Source organism: Vibrio sp. GLN_1 (assembly GCF_043106015.1).
Lineage (GTDB): Bacteria > Pseudomonadota > Gammaproteobacteria > Enterobacterales > Vibrionaceae > Vibrio > Vibrio parahaemolyticus.
This window is the reverse complement of sequence record NZ_JBICMD010000004.1, coordinates 148,871-164,593: the sequence shown is the minus strand read 5'-3', so window position 1 is coordinate 164,593 and position 15,723 is coordinate 148,871. Positions and strand designations below refer to the sequence as shown.

Genomic DNA, 15,723 nt, shown 5'->3' with positions numbered 1-15,723 from the left:
TTTCGAATTAGGCAGTGACGGCGTCAGATAACTTCTCGATCAGTTTGTCTCTCAATTCATTTTGCTGTTCTTCGCTGAGTCTACCGCCAGCTTCGCTAGTGAGAATAAATAAGTCCTCTGCTCGTTCGCCGATGGTCGTGATCTTTGCGCCGTGGAGGTTGATATTCAAATCGGCAAAAGTACGTCCGACTTTGGCTAGTAGTCCCGGAGTATCGAGTGCTACAAACTCCATCAAGGTGTGTTTCTTCCCTTTTGTTGGTAAGAAATCGACTTTGGTTTTCACATTGAAGTGTTGAAGTTTATTTGGGGTGCGGCGCGTTTTAATCTTCGTCGGACGACCCGCTTCCAGTACGTGAGTGAGGTGTTTAATCACGGCAGCATGTCGAGATTCGTCAATGGCTTCTCCATGTTGATCGAGCACCATGAAGGTATCAATCACGTGGCCGTCTTTGCTGGTCATGATTTGGGCGTCATGAACGTTAAAGTTACGACGGTCGAGCTCCGCCACCACGGTAGCAAACAACGCTGGTTGATCTTTGGTGTAAACGAACACTTCTGTTCCACCGCGCGTAGCCTTTTTGCTGATAAGTACCAGCGGCTTGTTTGGATCATCCATACGCAGCAAATGCGCACAATGCCAAGCGATTTGAGTGTGAGTATGGCGCAAGAAATAGTCGGCTTTGAATCGTTGCCACAACACTTCGATTTGGCGCGCAGAAAACCCTTCTTTGCGCAGCAATGCGGAAGCCATCTGTTGGTTATGGCGAATACGCTCACGCACATCAACCGGATTTTCTAATCCGCGACGCAGTGCGCGTTGCGTTGAGTAGAAGAGCTCGGCAAGCAGCGTGCGTTTCCAAGCATTCCACAACTCTGGATTGGTTGCGCAAATATCCGCAACCGTGAGACACACTAAATACTCAAGAGATTCTTCGTCACGAACTTGTTTCGCAAACTCTGTAATGACGTCAGGATCGTAAATATCGCGTCGTTGTGCGGTGACTGACATGAGAAGGTGATGCCTCACCAGCCAGCCCACTAACTTAGCTTCTGGCTTCGACAGCCCGTGTTCAATACAGAAATCGTACGCTTCACCTTCACCAATCACTGAGTGATCACCACCGCGACCTTTACCAATATCATGGAAGATTGCTGCAATGATCAGCAGTTCTTTCTTTTGCATGCGCGGGTATATGTCGCAACAAATCGGATGCTTCGCATGGTTGTCTGGATTGTTAAAGGTATTGATGTGTTTGAGTAGGCGAATGCTGTGCTCGTCAACCGTGTAGGCGTGGAACAGGTCGAACTGCATCTGACCAACAATCTGGCTCCATTGCGGTAAATATGCGGCCATTACCCCAAGTCTGTGCATCAAACTGAATGCTTTATGAAGTGCATTTGGGTGTCGACATAACGCTAAGAATTTTTCACGAGCCGCTGGAATCGTGTGTAAAAACTTGTTTAAGCGGCGACGTGCAGTACGCAGTTGTCGCAGGGTTGGAGGGCTTACTCCTTCAATGGTTGAGTCGTTTGCGATATGCAAAAACATATCAAGAATAGTTTCAGGTCTGGCTTGGAATAGCGCAGGTTTTCTGGCTTCAATTAACGACCCACGACGTTGAAAATCTGCATCCAAAATTTCTGCGTTTTCAGTTGCACCACCATTGATGATGGCTTGATCAAACAGTTTGAGCAGCATTTTGTTTAATTCTGCGACGCGACGAAGTGTGCGATAAAACTCTTTCATCATCATCTCGACGCCGCGATTGCCTTCACCAACATAACCGAGGTTTTCGGCCACTTGTGCTTGATGTGCGAAGGTCAAACGGTTGTCGTATCGGCGAAGTTCAATGTGCAGCGCAAAGCGGACACGCCACAAGAAGTCCTGACACTCCACCAGTTCGCGATACTCCGCATCGGTAAGAAAGCCGTAACGGCTCATCTCTAGCAGAGATGTGGCGCCAAAGTGACGACGCGCTACCCAGCTCAAAGTGTGAATATCGCGAAGACCTCCTGGGGTCGATTTGATATCGGGCTCTAGGTTATAGGTCGTATCGTGGTAGCGAGCATGACGTTCGCGTTGTTCTTGGATTTTTGCGCGGTAGAAGGTTTCGCTCGGCCAGAAAGAGTCGGATAGCACGACTTTTTTTAAAGCTTGGAATGTGTCTTCGCTGCCACAAAGCAGACGTGCTTCTTGTAGGTTAGTGGCAACCGTTAGATCGTCACGACCGATTTGTGCACATTCATTGACAGTGCGAACCGCATGGCCAACTTCCAGTTTTAAGTCCCATAGTAAGGTAATAAATTCGCTGATTTTCGCTTCTAACGCAGTTGGCAGTTTGTTGTTAGAAAGAACGAGAATGTCTATGTCGGACAACGGATGCAGTTCACCGCGACCATATCCGCCCACGGCCACTAATGAGATGTTGCAAATGTCATTAAAACCGAAGTATTGCCATAAACGCGTCAGCAACAAGTCCATGTACTCTGCGCGAGCCAATACTAAGCTGGTCACAGGGTGATGGTTAAGAAACTCTTGTTTTTGGGTTGAGCTGAATTTTTCTAACTCTTGTTTTAGTTCGCCGATATTGATTTGTTCGTCGGAAAACGTAAGAGGGGATTGAAGTGGCATATTTGCTATCCGTGCAAGCTAAAAGTAAAGATCTACAAACCTTTCTAATTTAACAAATCTCGCGGAGATAAAAAATATCCCCGCATGAGCGGGGATATTGAAGTCATTCTTGGTTACGCATTTTTCATTAGGCGAGGAATCGTATCATCGCTGCGGAGCGTTAATACTTCACAACCATCTTTGGTTACCACGATAGTGTGTTCCCATTGCGCTGAGTTTTTGCCGTCACCTGTGTATACAGTCCAGTCGTCTTGTGCGTCAACAGTACAACCGAACTTACCTGCGTTGATCATTGGTTCAATAGTGAAACACATGCCTTCTTTAAGTACGCGGCGGTCTTTGTTCTTGTAGTGAACCACTTGTGGTTCTTCGTGGAACTCATCACCGATACCGTGACCACAGAAGTCTTTAACAATAGAGAACTTATTGCGAGGGTTGTTCTTATTGTTTTCTTTGATGTATTTCTCGATAGCTGTACCGATATCACCAACAGTTGAACCAGGTTTAACGGTACGCATACCGACATAAAGAGCTTCTTGAGCAACCATGCATAGACGTTTGTTTGCTGGTGAAACATCACCGACTAGGAACATTTTAGATGTGTCACCGTGGTAGCCTTGAGGGCGTACGCTTAGATCTGCATTCTCATCGTTCGGGATGATCACAGTGATATCAACGTTAAGAATGTCGCCATCTTTTAGTACCGCTGGCTTCATTTGGCCGTTGCTACCAATCTCGTCTTTTTCAGCAGGAATACCGTGACAAACAATATGGTTGATAGACGTACAAATCGACTTAGGGAAACCATGGTAATCAAGCGGTGCAGAGTATGCGCCTTTTTCTAGAGCGTATTCATGACAGATTTTGTTCAGTTCGTCTGTCGTAACTCCCACCTGAATATGTGGTTCGATCATTTCTAGAATTTCTGCGGCCAGCTTGCCCGCAATGCGCATGCGTTCGATTTCTTCAGCAGTTTTAATCTTGATTGACATTGGCTTTCTCTACTTATTCGTAAGCACGTAAACGTGCGAATGGCCGCATTCTATCAGACATCTGGCGGTTAACCCAAGCCAGTTAAGAATATGAGTCATTCTTACTTGAAGTGTAGTAATAGAATCTGGCCGAGAGTAGGGTAGCATTCCTGCTAATGTGACAAGTATAAGAAACAATTTTTACTAGCCATCTTGAGCTAAAATATGATATAAAGCGCGCCGGAATAGAGGACTGTTCTCTTCGCTCTGCAAAAGCTAAGCGGCGAAGCAAGCTTCATCCGATTAACCTTTTTATCTTTAAATCACACACATTCCGTCACATGTTCCGGGGTGCTGAGCAGAAGCTTGGTCGGAATTATGGGGGATGTGGAGGCCTAACCCCATAGAGGATTTTAAAATGGCAACTGTATCAATGCGCGATATGCTGAAAGCTGGTGTTCACTTCGGTCACCAAACTCGTTACTGGAACCCAAAAATGAAGCCATTCATCTTTGGTGCTCGTAACCGCGTTCACATCATCAACCTAGAAAAAACTGTACCAATGTTCAACGAAGCTCTAGCTGAACTAGCTAAAGTTGGCGAGAAAAAAGGTAAAGTTCTATTCGTAGGTACTAAGCGCGCTGCATCTGAAGCTGTTAAAGAAGCTGCAATCGCTAGCAACCAGTTCTACGTGAACAACCGTTGGTTGGGCGGTATGCTAACGAACTACAAAACTGTTCGTCAGTCAATCAAGCGTCTAAAAGAACTTGAGATTCAATCTCAAGACGGTACTTTCGACAAACTAACTAAGAAAGAAGCTCTAATGCGCACTCGTGAAATGGAGAAGCTAGAGAAATCTCTTGGTGGTATCAAAGACATGGGCGGCCTACCAGACGCTCTATTCGTAATCGACGCTGATCACGAACACATTGCAATCAAAGAAGCTAACAACCTAGGTATTCCAGTATACGCTGTGGTAGATACTAACTCTAACCCAGACGGCGTTGACTACATCATCCCAGGTAACGACGACGCGATCCGCGCAGTTCAACTATACCTAAACGCTGCTGCATCTGCAGTAACTGAAGGTCGCAACAAAGACGTTGCAGTAGTTGCTGAAAAAGACGGCTTCGTAGAAGCTGAATAATAGCGGCTCTGTGTCACACTTAGTTTATGTGAAACCTTGTTGTAGCATAGACTGAGTTATAGTTAGCATCGGGGGCCGACAATGTAGGCCCCTGTTTTTTACCTTATTTCGAATCAAACGAGGAATAGAGAATGGCAACTGTAACTGCTGCTCTAGTTAAAGAACTTCGCGAGCGCACTGGCGCTGGCATGATGGAATGTAAGAAAGCGCTTGTAGAAGCAAACGCTGACATCGAACTAGCAATTGAAAACATGCGTAAATCTGGCGCAGCGAAAGCAGCTAAGAAAGCTGGTAACGTTGCAGCTGAAGGTGCGATCATCATCAAAGAAGAAAACGGTTCAGCTGTTCTTCTTGAAGTTAACTGCCAAACTGACTTCGTTGCTAAAGACGGTAACTTCACTGCGTTTGCACAAGAAGTTGCAGCTGCAGCGCTAGCTTCAAAAGCTACAGTTGAAGAGCTACAAGCGCAATTCGAAGAAGCTCGCGTTGCTCTAGTTGCTAAAATCGGCGAAAACATCAACATCCGTCGCGTACAATACGTTGAAGGTACTGCAATCGCTTCTTACCGTCACGGTGAGAAAATCGGTGTAGTTGTTGCTGGTGAAGGCGACGCTGAAACTCTTAAGCACGTAGCAATGCACGTTGCTGCTTCTAAGCCAGAGTACGTAAACCCAGAAGACGTACCAGCTGACGTAGTTGCTAAAGAGAAAGAAGTTCAAGTTGAAATCGCTATGAACGAAGGCAAGCCTGCTGAGATCGCTGAGAAGATGGTTGTTGGCCGCATGAAGAAATTCACAGGCGAAATCTCTCTAACTGGTCAAGCATTCATCATGGAACCTAAGAAAACTGTAGGTGAAATGCTGAAAGAAAAAGGTGCTTCAGTTTCTACATTCGTTCGCCTAGAAGTTGGTGAAGGTATCGAGAAAGCAGAAGGCCTAAGCTTCGCTGAAGAAGTAGCACTAGCTCAAAAAGGTTAATCCTTAGAGACTTGTGCAAAGATTAGACCGTGGCCTTGGCTGCGGTCTTTTTATGAGCAGTAGACGATTAGCCGTGATGAATAACCATAAGCAAGCTTGTGATTATTCATGACTGTTAATCAACAACTCTCTTTGGAAGGTAAACTCCATGACTACGAACCCTAAACCAGCGTATCAACGTATTCTATTAAAACTGAGTGGTGAAGCTCTTCAAGGTGAAGACGGTTTTGGTATTGATCCTGCGATCCTTGATCGTATGGCACAAGAAGTTAAAGAACTGGTTGAACTGGGTGTTCAGGTTGGTGTAGTTATCGGTGGCGGTAACCTGTTCCGTGGCGCTGGTCTTGCAGAAGCTGGTATGAACCGTGTAGTGGGTGACCACATGGGTATGCTTGCTACAGTAATGAACGGCCTTGCGATGCGTGACGCTCTTCACCGTGCATACGTAAACGCGCGCGTAATGTCTGCAATTCCTCTTAAAGGCGTATGTGACGACTACAATTGGGCTGATGCAATTCGCGAACTTCGTCAAGGCCGCGTTGTAATCTTCTCAGCAGGTACTGGTAACCCATTCTTCACAACAGACTCTGCTGCGTGTCTACGTGGTATCGAAATCGAAGCTGACGTAGTTCTAAAAGCAACGAAAGTTGATGGCGTATTTACTGCTGACCCAGTAGCAAACCCAGACGCAGAGCTGTATGATAAGCTATCTTACGCAGAAGTTCTGGATAAAGAGCTTAAAGTAATGGATTTGGCTGCGTTCACACTTGCTCGTGACCACAAAATGCCTATCCGCGTATTTAACATGAACAAGCCAGGCGCACTACGTCGCGTGGTGATGGGCGAAGCAGAAGGCACGCTGATCAACTCTGACGCATAATTCTAATACGCCATCCAAACAACGTTGGATGGCGTTTCGCTTTGCTCAACCCTTTTAAGCTTTCTTCAGGAAAGATGACATTTTTAAGGTGAAACCGTGATTAACGAAATCAAAAAAGACGCGCAAGAGCGCATGGACAAAAGCGTTGAAGCGCTAAAGAACAACCTTTCTAAAGTTCGTACTGGTCGTGCACACCCAAGCCTACTATCTGGTATCTCTGTTGAGTACTACGGTGCTGCTACTCCTCTTAACCAAGTAGCGAACGTTGTAGCTGAAGACGCACGTACACTAGCAATCACAGTTTTCGACAAAGAACTAACTCAAAAAGTTGAAAAAGCGATCATGATGTCTGACCTTGGTCTAAACCCAATGTCTGCTGGTACTATCATTCGCGTTCCACTTCCACCGCTAACAGAAGAGCGTCGTAAAGACCTAGTTAAGATCGTTCGTGGTGAAGCTGAAGGTGGTCGTGTTGCAGTACGTAACATCCGTCGTGACGCAAACAACGATCTAAAAGCGCTTCTAAAAGATAAAGAAATCTCTGAAGACGAAGATCGTAAAGCACAAGAAGAGATCCAAAAGCTGACTGACGTAGCAGTTAAGAAGATCGACGAAGTTCTTGCTGCAAAAGAAAAAGAGTTGATGGAAGTTTAATACTCCCACCTACATCACTGTTGGAAAACGCTGTGCTCACAGTGCAGCGTTTTTTTGTGTTAATCTATCCAACTGATGGAACTCAATTAACTCCCTATGCAAAATTCTCAAGCCTTCTCTGACTCCCTCCCTAAGCATATTGCCATCATCATGGACGGTAATGGTCGCTGGGCTAAGTCCAAAGGAAAACCTCGCGTATTTGGCCATAAAAAAGGCGTTAATGCCGTTCGTAAGACCGTTGCTGCGGCTTCCAAACTTGGCATTAAAGCGATGACATTATTTGCTTTTAGTAGTGAAAACTGGCGTCGTCCGGAGGAAGAAGTTGGTCTTTTGATGGAACTGTTCATCACAGTCCTGTCTAGTGAAGTAAAAAAGCTACATAAAAACAACTTACAGTTACGTGTTATTGGTGACACAAGCCGCTTTAGTGAGCGCCTACAAAAGAAAATTGTAGAAGCGGAAAATCTAACGGCAAGCAACACTGGTATGGTGATTAACATTGCGGCCAATTATGGTGGTAAATGGGACATCACAGAAGCGGCTAAAGCACTAGCGCTTAAAGCTCGTAACGGTGAAATTCGTGTAGAGGATATTAATGAGCAGTTAATCACTGAGCATTTGACCATGGCAGACCTACCAGAGGTGGATCTTTTGATCCGTACTAGTGGCGAATGCCGCATCAGCAACTTCATGCTGTGGCAAATGGCTTATGCTGAAATGTACTTTACGCCAGAGTTTTGGCCAGAGTTTGACGAAGACAGCTTAGTTGAAGCTGTGACGTGGTTTATTAACCGTGAGCGTCGTTTTGGCTGTACTGGTGAACAAGTAAAGGCATTGATGACGGCTCAATAAGGACTAATTAGTTTGAAACAGAGAATAATAACAGCACTAATTTTAGCTCCCCTGGTTATTTTAGGTATTTTTAAGTTACCCCTAATGGGCTTTATTATCGCGTTGACGGCGATAACACTGTTAGGTTTTTGGGAGTGGACACAATTTACAGAAAGCAATTCTCGCATTGCTGCACTGATTCCGGCAGCCGTTGTTACCGGACTTAGTTTTCTCTTTATCTCACCTGACGCACATAGCTTAAACCATTTAAGTACACCTCATTATGTTGTGTTAGGGCTTGGTTTTGTGTGGTGGATTATTGCGAGCTTGATGGCAATTACTTACCCGAAAACCACAAAATCTTGGCAAGGCAACCTTGTTTTACGACATGTTTTTGGTTTTCTGACATTACTCCCTTTTCTTTGGAGTGTAATCATTCTAAGAGCCTCAGACATTTCGGTAGATCCATACCACGGTGCAAAGCTCGTAATGTACGTTTGCTTCTTGGTATGGGCTGCAGACAGCGGTGCTTACTTCGCTGGTAAAAGTTTAGGCAAGCGCAAGATGGCACCACATGTTAGCCCAAACAAAACGATTGAAGGTCTTATTGGCGGTATCATCGCGGCACTGATTGTTGGCTGGTTGTTTGCCGATTGGTTCAATATCCAGTTCACGAGCCCAATTCATATGATCATCATTACGTTGATCACTGTCGTGATTTCTGTATTAGGTGATTTAGTCGAAAGCATGTTTAAGCGTGTTTCTGGCATCAAAGACAGCAGTAACATCATTCCAGGCCACGGTGGCGTATTAGATCGCATCGATAGCCTGACTGCTGCATTTCCAGTCTTTGCTCTTCTATACTACGTATTCTAATTTATCGGGAGCGGCTTCATCGCTCCTGAATTTTTCTAACGGTCTTACATCATGCAAAAGTTAACGATTCTTGGTGCAACAGGCTCAATAGGTGCAAGCACCTTAAAAGTGGTTGAACAAAACCCAGAGCTGTTTTCTGTGGTCGCACTAGCGGCTGGCACTAACGTTGAAAAGATGGTGGCACTTTGTCGCCAATGGCAGCCTAAATTCGCGGTAATGGCGGATAAGGCTGCGGCTGTTGCTCTGCAATCAGAAATCCACACCATTTCACCAAATACAGAAGTGTTAGGTGGTGTTGATGCACTTTGTCATGTGGCTTCATTAGAAGAAGTAGATAGCGTAATGGCAGCCATTGTTGGTGCAGCGGGTTTGTTGCCAACCATGGCGGCCGTTAAAGCGGGCAAGCGCGTATTGCTGGCGAATAAAGAAGCGCTTGTCATGTCTGGGCAGTTGTTTATTGATGCCGTTGAACAATACGGGGCAGAGTTGCTGCCAGTAGACAGTGAACATAATGCTATTTTCCAGTGCCTACCACAGCAAGTTCAAACCAATCTTGGCCGCTGTAACTTAGATGAGCATGGCATTTCTAGTATTCTGTTAACCGGATCTGGCGGTCCATTCCGTTACGCTGACATTGCCGATCTCGACAGCGTAACGCCAGCACAGGCAATCGCGCACCCTAACTGGTCTATGGGGCCAAAGATTTCGGTCGATTCTGCGACTATGATGAATAAAGGTCTTGAGTACATTGAAGCAAAATGGCTATTCAATGCGGCTCGTGACCAGTTAAAAGTGATTATTCACCCGCAATCCGTGATCCATTCAATGGTTCAGTATCGTGATGGTTCGGTACTGGCGCAAATGGGAGAGCCAGATATGGCAACACCAATTGCGCTGACAATGTCTTATCCTTCTCGTGTTGATGCCGGTGTAAAACCGCTAGACTTTACTCAAGTAGGTGAATTGACATTCTTGCAACCAGACTTTGCTCGTTATCCTTGTTTGAAGCTTGCGATTGACGCGTGTTACGAAGGGCAACATGCGACTACTGCTCTAAATGCAGCCAATGAAGTTGCTGTTGATGCGTTTCTAAATAATCGCCTTGGTTTTACAGACATAGCTCGCATCAATGAATTGGTTTTGCATAAAATCACCGCAAGCTGCAAACCTGAGAATGCGAATAGCTTGGAAAGCTTGCTAGAGCTAGATAGAATGTCTCGAACTATCGCCCTAGAAATTATACGCGAGCGTAGCTAATGACTGGTATTTTGTGGAATCTTGTTTCTTTTATCGTTGCACTGGGCATTCTTGTTGCCGTGCACGAGTTTGGGCACTTTTGGGTTGCTCGTCGTTGTGGCGTGAAGGTTGAAAGATTTTCCATCGGTTTTGGTAAGTCTATTTGGCGAAAAGTTGGTCAAGACGGAACCGAATACACTATCTCAATGATTCCTCTTGGTGGATACGTCAAAATGGTAGATAGCCGTGTTGACGATGTGCCAGAAAGTGAAAAACATTTAGCCTTTGATCAAAAGCCGCTTTGGAAACGAACGTCTATTGTTGCAGCTGGCCCTATCTTTAATTTCTTATTTGCTATTTTTGCTTATTGGTTGGTTTTCCTGATTGGTGTACCAGCGGTAAAACCCGTAATTGGTGAAGTTACGCCCAATTCGATTGTTGCTGAGGCAGGAATTGAATCTGGAATGGAACTAAAAGCAGTATCAGGCATCAAAACTCCGGATTGGGAATCAGTTAATATGGGATTAATTTCTCATATTGGTGATGACGCTATGACGCTAACACTGACGTCAGACTCAGAAGTTGGCGCTGAAGTGACGAAAACGCTGGACCTTCGTGACTGGAAATTTGATCCAGAAACCGAATCTGCGATGCATTCACTTGGTTTTGCTCCATATACACCAGAAATCTATCGCGTTATTAAGCAAGTTTCTGAAGACGGTGCAGCCGCGAAAGCAGGTGTGCTTCCAGAAGATGAAATCATCGCGATTGGTGGTGAGCCTATCAATGACTGGAAACAAGTCGTAGATGCTGTACGCTCAAATCCAAATACTCCAATCGAGTTGACGGTATTACGCCGAGGCATTGAGCAATCACTAACATTAACACCAGACAGTCGTGAGCTGGCTAACAAACAAGTGGTTGGCTTTGCAGGTATCGCACCTGAAGTCGCAGAATGGCCAGAAAGTTATCGCTTCGAGCTGCAGTTTGGTGTATTCGAATCAATTGGTAAAGCGGTTGATAAGACAGGCCAAGTGATTGGTTTGACCGTCAGCATGTTGAAAAAACTGATTGTTGGTGATGTCGGTCTTAACAATCTGAGCGGCCCAATTTCGATTGCAAAAGGTGCGGGTGCAACGGCGGACTACGGTCTAGTTTACTTTTTAGGTTTTCTCGCTCTAATTAGTGTTAACCTAGGTATTATTAACCTCGTTCCGTTACCTATGTTGGATGGTGGTCATTTATTGTTCTTCGCAATTGAAGCCGTTATCCGACGCCCAGTCCCAGAAAAAGTACAGGAAATGGGCTTTAGAATTGGTGGTGCAATCATCTTCTCGCTCATGGCGTTAGCGCTATTTAATGATTTTACTCGTCTGTGATAGTTCAGAGACAAAAGCAGTAGCAAGGAATAATTAGAACAAGTATGGCGATTAAGCGAATTCTGTTTGCAAGTTTACTGGCGACCAGTGTATCTGCAAACGGAGCAGAGAACTTCGTAGTTCAAGATATTGAAATCGATGGATTGCAGCGTGTAGCACTTGGTGCGGCGTTGCTAAAAATGCCTGTACGTGTCGGTGATACCATTGACCAAGGCGATGTTGCAGAGATTATCCGCGCACTGTACGCATCTGGTAACTTCGAAGATGTAAAAGTATTGCGTGATGGTGGTGTGTTGATGGTTCAAGTGAAAGAGCGTCCAACTATCGCAAGCATCTCATTCTCAGGCAACAAAGCGATCAAGGACGAGCAGCTACAAGAAAACCTGAATGCATCTGGCGTTCGTGAAGGTGAAGCGCTTGACCGTACTACGCTAAGTAACATCGAAAAAGGCTTGGAAGATTTTTACTACAGTGTTGGTAAGTACAACGCAACAGTGAAAGCGGTTGTGACTCCATTGCCACGTAACCGTTCTGACTTGAAATTTGTCTTCACGGAAGGCGTGTCGGCAAAAATTCAGCAAATCAACTTTATCGGTAATGAAGTCTTTTCGGATGAAGAACTTCTTTCTCGTTTCAACTTGAACGTTGATGTGCCATGGTGGAATTTCCTCGCGGACGAAAAATACCAAAAGCAAGTGCTTGCTGGTGATATCGAAGCGCTGAAGTCATTCTATCTTGACCGCGGCTACCTGAAATTTAACGTTGATTCTACACAAGTTGCGATCTCTCCTGACAAGAAAGGGGTATACATTACTCTTGGCTTGGAAGAGGGCGAAGTGTACACCGTTAAAGATGTAAAATTCCGCGGTGACCTGATTGGTGAAGAAGCGACCTTCGAACGACTCGTTCCATTCGAAGACAATGAAACGTACAACGGTTCTCTTGTGACTTCAATGGAAGAAGGCATCAAGCGTGTGCTTGGTGAATCTGGCTACGCTTACCCTCAAGTAAACACCATCCCTGAATTTGACGATGAAAACAAACAAGTCTCCTTGGTTGTGAATGTTGATCCAGGTAATCGAATTTACGTTCGCGACATTCGTTTTACTGGTAATAACTCAACGAAAGATGAAGTGTTGCGTCGTGAAATGCGCCAAATGGAAGGTAGCTGGCTAAACTCCAAGTCGATTGAAACTGGTAAGACACGACTTAACCGTCTTGGCTATTTTGAAAACGTAGAAGTACAAACGGTTCGTGTACCAGGTAGTGATGATCAAGTTGATCTGGTTTACTCGGTTAAAGAAGCGAACTCAGGTAGCGTAAACTTTGGTGTTGGCTACGGTACCGAATCGGGCGTCAGCTTCCAAGTTGGTCTGCAACAAGACAACTTCTTAGGTAGCGGTAACCGCGTTGGTATTAACGCGATGATGAACGACTATCAAAAGAACGTGAGCTTAGACTACCGCGACCCATACTGGAACCTTGATGGTGTCAGCTTGGGCGGTAAGATTTTCTACGATGAATTTGAAGCATCGGAAGCGGGTATCGTTGACTATACCAACCAAAGTTATGGTGCAAGTTTGACATGGGGTTTCCCATTTGATGAACTGAACCGTTTTGAATTCGGCGTTGGTTATACCCACAACAAGATCGGTAACTTGTCACCTTACTTGCAGGTAGAGCAATTCTTGCAAGCTCAAGCAGACAATATCGACTCAAGCGGTGCGTTAAACACCAACGACTTTGATTTCAACATCTCTTGGACTCGTAACAACCTGAACCGCGGTTATTTCCCGACAGCGGGTAACCACCAACGTGCATTCTACAAGATGACCGTACCTGGCTCTGACGTTCAATACTTCAAAATGCAGTACGATGTGCGTCAGTACGTGCCTTTGACTAAGAAGCATGAGTTCACGCTCTTGTTCCGTGGTCGCTTAGGTTATGGTAACGGTTACGGTCAGACGGATGGCAACGATAACTTGTTCCCATTCTACGAAAACTATTACGCAGGTGGCTTTACGACACTACGTGGTTTCGGCTCTAACAGCGTAGGTCCGAAAGCGGTTTATCGTGATTACTCTGGCTCGAACAATGGTGCTGATACTGCTACAGACGATTCTGTTGGTGGTAACGCAGTAGCGCTAGCAAGTATCGAGCTGATTGTTCCTACACCATTTGCGTCGGACGAAGTTCGCAACCAAATTCGAACCAGTATTTTCTTCGATATGGCAAGTATTTGGGATACCGAGTTTGACTATCGCGACTCTGGTGCAGAATATGGTGACCGTTACTACTACGATTACTCAGATCCAACCAACTACCGTTCATCTTATGGTGCGGCGTTGCAGTGGATGTCTCCAATGGGGCCTCTAGTCTTCTCACTAGCGAAACCAATTAAGAAATTTGATGGCGATGATGAAGAGTTCTTCACATTCACTATCGGTAGAACTTTCTAAAGAGGAAAATATTTTGAATAAAATGATCAAAGCGGCTGGGATTGGCCTTCTTGTACTGAGCTCTTCAATGTTTGCAAACGCAGCCGAAGCTGCACAGAAAATCGCTTACGTAAACACTGCTCAAGTTTTCCAAGCTCTTCCTCAACGTGAAGTCGTTCTACAAAAAATGCAGAAAGACTTTAAGAGCAAAGCTGATGAGCTGAAATCAATTCAAGCGCAAGCTAAAACCAAGATTGAAAAACTACAACGTGATGGTGAGCTTCTAGGTCAGGAAGAAATTGAGAAATTGCGTATCGACATCGCGAAGCTAGACAGCGAATACAAAGTAAAAGCTCAAGCTCTAGAGAAAGCAAGCGCTCGTCGTGAAGCAGAAGAGAAAGCGAAGCTATTCAAAACAATCCAAGATGCTGTGAAGAAAGTAGCAGACAAAAAAGGTTACGACCTAGTTATTGATATTTCTGCACTGCAATACGGCAAACCAGAATACAATATCTCAGAAGATGTAATTAAAGCTCTAAAATAAGAAGTTATGAAAAAATTGACATTAGCCGAGTTGGCGACAATTACCGGGGGTGAGCTATTTGGTGACGAGTCACTCGTCGTTGGCCGTGTAGCTCCAATGGATAAAGCGCAAGAAGGTGACGTGACTTTCTTGTCTAACCCAAAATACGCAAAGCATCTATCTGAATGTAAAGCAACAGTGGTGATGGTGAAGGCAGAGCATAAGGACCAGTGTGCTGGTAATGCACTTGTCGTTGCTGACCCTTATGTTGCATTCGCTCGTGTTGTTCAGGCTATGGATACCACACCAAAACCTGCTGAAGACATTGCACCGAGTGCAGTGATTGCATCCGATGTGAAGATGGGTGAAAACGTTGCAATTGGCGCAAACGCGGTTATTGAAACGGGAGTTGAACTGGGTGATAACGTTGTTATCGGCGCAGGTTGCTTTATCGGTAAAAACGCGAAGCTGGGGAACAACACCAAGCTTTGGGCTAATGTGACAATTTATCATGAAGTATCATTGGGCGATGACTGTCTGGTTCAATCTGGCACAGTCATTGGCTCTGACGGTTTTGGTTATGCGAACGATAAAGGCGAGTGGGTTAAAATCCCTCAGCTTGGTTCTGTGCGCATTGGTAACCGCGTCGAGATTGGTGCATGTACTACGATTGACCGTGGCGCACTTGAAGACACCATTATTGAAGACAATGTAATTCTTGATAACCAACTTCAAATCGCACATAACGTGCAGATCGGATATGGTACCGTGATGCCAGGTGGTACTATTGTCGCCGGCAGTACTAAAATTGGTAAGTACTGTCAGATCGGCGGCGCGTCGGTTCTAAATGGCCACATCACTATCGCAGATGGTGTTGCCATCACCGGTATGGGCATGGTAATGCGCAGTATCGAAGAAAAGGGTCTTTATTCATCAGGTATCCCATTACAGACGAACCGAGAATGGCGCAAGACGGCAACTCGTGTTCACCGTATTGACGAGATGAACAAACGCTTGAAAGCTGTTGAAAAACAGCTGGAGCAGAAAGAAGAATCTTAGTTCCATATTCTGAACAAAGACTCGCGAAACGCGGGTCTTTTTCTTCTATAATGACGCGCTATTAGTAGATTTATTATCAAGCTGGTATACACTTTGCAGGCATTTCCCAGTTTGCGGCCT

Annotated in this window: 13 protein-coding genes; 11 read left to right on the top strand and 2 right to left on the bottom strand. The window is 45.2% G+C overall.

What is annotated here, in order from left to right:
• Positions 1-7: 7 nt before the first annotated feature.
• The gene (glnD, locus tag ACF8OV_RS01120) at positions 8-2,632 is read right to left on the bottom strand and encodes a bifunctional uridylyltransferase/uridylyl-removing protein GlnD (RefSeq protein ID WP_141180340.1); all 2,625 of its coding nucleotides are present in this window, start codon (positions 2,630-2,632) and stop codon (positions 8-10) included.
• A gap of 113 nt (positions 2,633-2,745) precedes the next feature.
• A complete protein-coding gene (map, locus tag ACF8OV_RS01115; RefSeq protein ID WP_005456732.1) occupies positions 2,746-3,624 on the bottom strand; it encodes a type I methionyl aminopeptidase in 879 nt (292 codons plus the stop codon).
• Positions 3,625-4,021: 397 nt separating this feature from the next.
• Here map and rpsB point away from each other — a divergent pair, with 397 nt between their 5' ends.
• The 11 genes from rpsB (at position 4,022) to lpxD (ending at position 15,603) form a co-directional block, all read left to right on the top strand.
• Positions 4,022-4,750 carry a 30S ribosomal protein S2 gene (rpsB, locus tag ACF8OV_RS01110; RefSeq protein ID WP_005456727.1) on the top strand — a complete coding sequence of 243 codons (729 nt, stop codon included), beginning with the start codon at positions 4,022-4,024 and terminating at the stop codon, positions 4,748-4,750.
• 131 nt (positions 4,751-4,881) lie between these two features.
• Positions 4,882-5,727 (top strand): translation elongation factor Ts, encoded by an 846-nt coding sequence (tsf, locus tag ACF8OV_RS01105; RefSeq protein ID WP_025515689.1) that lies wholly within the window; start codon positions 4,882-4,884, stop codon positions 5,725-5,727.
• A gap of 148 nt (positions 5,728-5,875) precedes the next feature.
• A complete protein-coding gene (gene pyrH, locus ACF8OV_RS01100) occupies positions 5,876-6,607 on the top strand; it encodes a UMP kinase (protein ID WP_005484104.1) in 732 nt (243 codons plus the stop codon).
• Positions 6,608-6,703: 96 nt separating this feature from the next.
• The gene (frr, locus tag ACF8OV_RS01095) at positions 6,704-7,261 is read left to right on the top strand and encodes a ribosome recycling factor (RefSeq protein WP_005456723.1); all 558 of its coding nucleotides are present in this window, start codon (positions 6,704-6,706) and stop codon (positions 7,259-7,261) included.
• 96 nt (positions 7,262-7,357) lie between these two features.
• Positions 7,358-8,113 carry an isoprenyl transferase gene (locus ACF8OV_RS01090; protein ID WP_005480970.1) on the top strand — a complete coding sequence of 252 codons (756 nt, stop codon included), beginning with the start codon at positions 7,358-7,360 and terminating at the stop codon, positions 8,111-8,113.
• A 12-nt stretch (positions 8,114-8,125) separates the two neighbouring features.
• Positions 8,126-8,968, top strand: a complete 843-nt coding sequence (locus tag ACF8OV_RS01085) for a phosphatidate cytidylyltransferase (RefSeq protein WP_005480977.1) — start codon at positions 8,126-8,128, stop codon at positions 8,966-8,968.
• 51 nt (positions 8,969-9,019) lie between these two features.
• The gene (gene ispC, locus ACF8OV_RS01080; protein WP_005456710.1) at positions 9,020-10,225 is read left to right on the top strand and encodes a 1-deoxy-D-xylulose-5-phosphate reductoisomerase; all 1,206 of its coding nucleotides are present in this window, start codon (positions 9,020-9,022) and stop codon (positions 10,223-10,225) included.
• Complete coding sequence (gene rseP / locus ACF8OV_RS01075; protein ID WP_005456697.1) at positions 10,225-11,583, top strand: sigma E protease regulator RseP; 1,359 nt, start codon at positions 10,225-10,227, stop codon at positions 11,581-11,583. The genes ispC and rseP overlap by 1 nt, the downstream gene beginning before the upstream one ends.
• 44 nt (positions 11,584-11,627) lie before the next feature.
• Complete coding sequence (gene bamA / locus ACF8OV_RS01070) at positions 11,628-14,042, top strand: outer membrane protein assembly factor BamA (RefSeq protein WP_005456717.1); 2,415 nt, start codon at positions 11,628-11,630, stop codon at positions 14,040-14,042.
• Between the two features lie 13 nt (positions 14,043-14,055).
• Positions 14,056-14,565: an OmpH family outer membrane protein gene (locus ACF8OV_RS01065; RefSeq protein ID WP_005456715.1), complete on the top strand. Its 510-nt coding sequence runs from the start codon at positions 14,056-14,058 to the stop codon at positions 14,563-14,565.
• A 6-nt stretch (positions 14,566-14,571) separates the two neighbouring features.
• Positions 14,572-15,603, top strand: a complete 1,032-nt coding sequence (gene lpxD / locus ACF8OV_RS01060; protein WP_193297695.1) for a UDP-3-O-(3-hydroxymyristoyl)glucosamine N-acyltransferase — start codon at positions 14,572-14,574, stop codon at positions 15,601-15,603.
• The last annotated feature ends 120 nt before the right edge of the window (positions 15,604-15,723 follow it).

What these genes read in the sequence shown, in the direction of transcription:
- bamA (WP_005456717.1), top strand. Translation starts at nt 11,628, where the DNA reads ATGGCGATTAAGCGAATTCTGTTTGCAAGTTTACTGGCGACCAGTGTA.
- map (WP_005456732.1), bottom strand. Translation starts at nt 3,624, where the DNA reads ATGTCAATCAAGATTAAAACTGCTGAAGAAATCGAACGCATGCGCATT.
- tsf (WP_025515689.1), top strand. Translation starts at nt 4,882, where the DNA reads ATGGCAACTGTAACTGCTGCTCTAGTTAAAGAACTTCGCGAGCGCACT.
- rseP (WP_005456697.1), top strand. Translation starts at nt 10,225, where the DNA reads ATGACTGGTATTTTGTGGAATCTTGTTTCTTTTATCGTTGCACTGGGC.
- ACF8OV_RS01090 (WP_005480970.1), top strand. Translation starts at nt 7,358, where the DNA reads ATGCAAAATTCTCAAGCCTTCTCTGACTCCCTCCCTAAGCATATTGCC.
- rpsB (WP_005456727.1), top strand. Translation starts at nt 4,022, where the DNA reads ATGGCAACTGTATCAATGCGCGATATGCTGAAAGCTGGTGTTCACTTC.
- lpxD (WP_193297695.1), top strand. Translation starts at nt 14,572, where the DNA reads ATGAAAAAATTGACATTAGCCGAGTTGGCGACAATTACCGGGGGTGAG.
- glnD (WP_141180340.1), bottom strand. Translation starts at nt 2,632, where the DNA reads ATGCCACTTCAATCCCCTCTTACGTTTTCCGACGAACAAATCAATATC.
- ispC (WP_005456710.1), top strand. Translation starts at nt 9,020, where the DNA reads ATGCAAAAGTTAACGATTCTTGGTGCAACAGGCTCAATAGGTGCAAGC.
- pyrH (WP_005484104.1), top strand. Translation starts at nt 5,876, where the DNA reads ATGACTACGAACCCTAAACCAGCGTATCAACGTATTCTATTAAAACTG.